This is a genomic window from uncultured Eudoraea sp., from assembly GCF_947490415.1.
Classification (GTDB): Bacteria; Bacteroidota; Bacteroidia; order Flavobacteriales; family Flavobacteriaceae; genus Eudoraea.
This window is the reverse complement of record NZ_CANLGX010000011.1, coordinates 2501-5457: the sequence shown is the minus strand read 5'-3', so window position 1 is coordinate 5457 and position 2957 is coordinate 2501. Positions and strand designations below refer to the sequence as shown.

2 tRNA genes and 2 rRNA genes (1 of these 4 cut by a window edge) are annotated in these 2957 nt (G+C 49.2%); all 4 read left to right on the top strand.

The features are described 5' to 3' along the window. Positions 1–104: 104 nt before the first annotated feature. Positions 105–1633: ribosomal RNA gene (locus Q0874_RS17325) — 16S ribosomal RNA — on the top strand. A gap of 154 nt (positions 1634–1787) precedes the next feature. Further along, positions 1788–1861 (top strand) — tRNA-Ile (locus Q0874_RS17320). A 136-nt stretch (positions 1862–1997) separates the two neighbouring features. Next, positions 1998–2071: transfer RNA gene (locus Q0874_RS17315), tRNA-Ala, on the top strand. 221 nt (positions 2072–2292) lie between these two features. Continuing rightward, positions 2293–2957: ribosomal RNA gene (locus Q0874_RS17310) — 23S ribosomal RNA — on the top strand (it continues 2181 nt past the right edge of the window). The 16S and 23S rRNA genes sit together here with 2 tRNA genes alongside, the layout of an rRNA operon.

The window sequence follows — 2957 nt, the reverse complement described above, 5'->3', positions numbered from 1 at the left end:
AGAGATAGGTAGAAGAATTTGAATTATTTTGAGATAAGAATAAACACAAGGGTTAGGATACAATTTTCATAGTTTATATAGACGTAGAAGTATTTTACGATACAACAATGAAGAGTTTGATCCTGGCTCAGGATGAACGCTAGCGGCAGGCCTAACACATGCAAGTCGAACGGTAACATAAGGTGCTTGCACTTTGATGACGAGTGGCGCACGGGTGCGCAACGCGTATAGAACCTACCCTGTACAGGGGGATAGCCCAGAGAAATTTGGATTAATACCCCGTGGTAAATATGAATGGCATCATTTATATTTTAAAGTTTTCGGACGGTACGGGATGGCTATGCGTCCTATTAGTTAGATGGTGAGGTAACGGCTCACCATGGCAGCGATAGGTAGGGGCCCTGAGAGGGGGATCCCCCACACTGGTACTGAGACACGGACCAGACTCCTACGGGAGGCAGCAGTGAGGAATATTGGACAATGGGCGCAAGCCTGATCCAGCCATGCCGCGTGCAGGAAGACGGCCCTATGGGTTGTAAACTGCTTTTATACGGGAAGAATAAGGGACACGTGTGTCCTGGTGACGGTACCGTAAGAATAAGGACCGGCTAACTCCGTGCCAGCAGCCGCGGTAATACGGAGGGTCCGAGCGTTATCCGGAATTATTGGGTTTAAAGGGTCCGCAGGCGGGCAATTAAGTCAGGGGTGAAATGGTGCGGCTCAACCGTAGCACTGCCCTTGATACTGGTTGTCTTGAGTCATAGTGAAGTGGCCGGAATATGTAGTGTAGCGGTGAAATGCATAGATATTACATAGAACACCGATTGCGAAGGCAGGTCACTAACTATCGACTGACGCTGATGGACGAAAGCGTGGGGAGCGAACGGGATTAGATACCCCGGTAGTCCACGCCGTAAACGATGGATACTAGCTGTCCGCTGCCTTGAGCAGTGGGCGGCCCAGCGAAAGTGATAAGTATCCCACCTGGGGAGTACGTTCGCAAGAATGAAACTCAAAGGAATTGACGGGGGCCCGCACAAGCGGTGGAGCATGTGGTTTAATTCGATGATACGCGAGGAACCTTACCAGGGCTTAAATGCATAATGACAGGTCTAGAGATAGACTTTTCTTCGGACATTTTGCAAGGTGCTGCATGGTTGTCGTCAGCTCGTGCCGTGAGGTGTCAGGTTAAGTCCTATAACGAGCGCAACCCCTGCCGTCAGTTGCCAGCAAGTAAAGTTGGGGACTCTGACGGGACTGCCGGTGCAAACCGCGAGGAAGGTGGGGACGACGTCAAATCATCACGGCCCTTACGTCCTGGGCTACACACGTGCTACAATGGCCGGTACAGCGAGCAGCCACTCCGCAAGGAGGAGCGAATCTATAAAACCGGTCACAGTTCGGATCGGGGTCTGCAACTCGACCCCGTGAAGCTGGAATCGCTAGTAATCGGATATCAGCCATGATCCGGTGAATACGTTCCCGGGCCTTGTACACACCGCCCGTCAAGCCATGGAAGCCGGGAGTGCCTGAAGTCCGTCACCGTAAGGAGCGGCCTAGGGCAAAATCGGTAACTAGGGCTAAGTCGTAACAAGGTAGCCGTACCGGAAGGTGCGGCTGGAACACCTCCTTTCTAGAGAAATCGTCTATTATGGGGACTGTTTTTCTAACTCTTGTTTTTTTATCTCAAAATACTGTTTGTCATTATATTATATAAATAGGTTGTTGGTTTTAGGACCAATCCTAAAAAGGGAGTCTTTTAAAAAAGGAAGGCTTTTAAAAAATGCAGTCTCATAGCTCAGCTGGTTAGAGCGCTACACTGATAATGTAGAGGTCGGCAGTTCGAGTCTGCCTGAGACTACTTGAGAGAGTAGGGGAAGGTATGGGATTACGAAGTTCATTGAGAATAGATTATTGAAAGGAAATTCTAGAGGTTGAGAAGCCCCTTGTTTTTGGGATTTGGAATTTTATTTTAGAATTTCCATTTCTAGGAAAATGGGGAATTAGCTCAGCTGGCTAGAGCGCCTGCCTTGCACGCAGGAGGTCACCGGTTCGACTCCGGTATTCTCCACATAGGCCTTTTTTTTTATAAGGTTAGAATTCACGGGAATTGGTTTTGATTACAGGGAGTATTAAGCAATGCTTTTGGAATTGGGATTCAAGGAGCTGTGAAGGAACGTTCATTGACATATTGAGACAGAGTGTGTATATTTTATTTATAGGATATATATACTCGGGAAAACACGAATTTAATAGAGAGGGTACAAGAGTACCAAAGAATACGAGGCGAGGCGACAAGCTAAGCAAGGGCGTATGGGGAATGCCTAGGCTCCCAGAGGCGAAGAAGGACGTGATAAGCTGCGAAAAACCGTGGGGATCGGCACATACGATATGATCCGCGGGTATCCGAATGGGGCAACCCACCATATTGAAGATATGGTATCCCGCAAGGGAGGCAAACCCGGTGAACTGAAACATCTAAGTAGCCGGAGGAGGAGAAAACAAGAGTGATTCTGTGAGTAGCGGCGAGCGAAAGTGGAAGAGTCCAAACCGATGTTGTTTCGGCAATGTCGGGGTTGTAGGACCACGATATTCGATGCATACTGAACCGGAAGCAACTGGAAAGTTGCGCCAAAGAGGGTGATAGCCCCGTATGGGTAAGGTTATGTTATTGATAGTGGTATCCTGAGTAGCGCGGGGCACGTGAAACCCTGTGTGAATCCGGCGGGACCATCCGCCAAGACTAAATACTCCTGGGAGACCGATAGTGAACCAGTACCGTGAGGGAAAGGTGAAAAGAACCCCGAACAGGGGAGTGAAATAGAACCTGAAACCATACGCCTACAAGCGGTCGGAGCTGTGCATGCACAGTGACGGCGTGCCTTTTGCATAATGAGCCTACGAGTTGCCGTTGCTAGCAAGGTTAAGCCCTTCAGGGGCGGAGCCGCAGCGAAAGC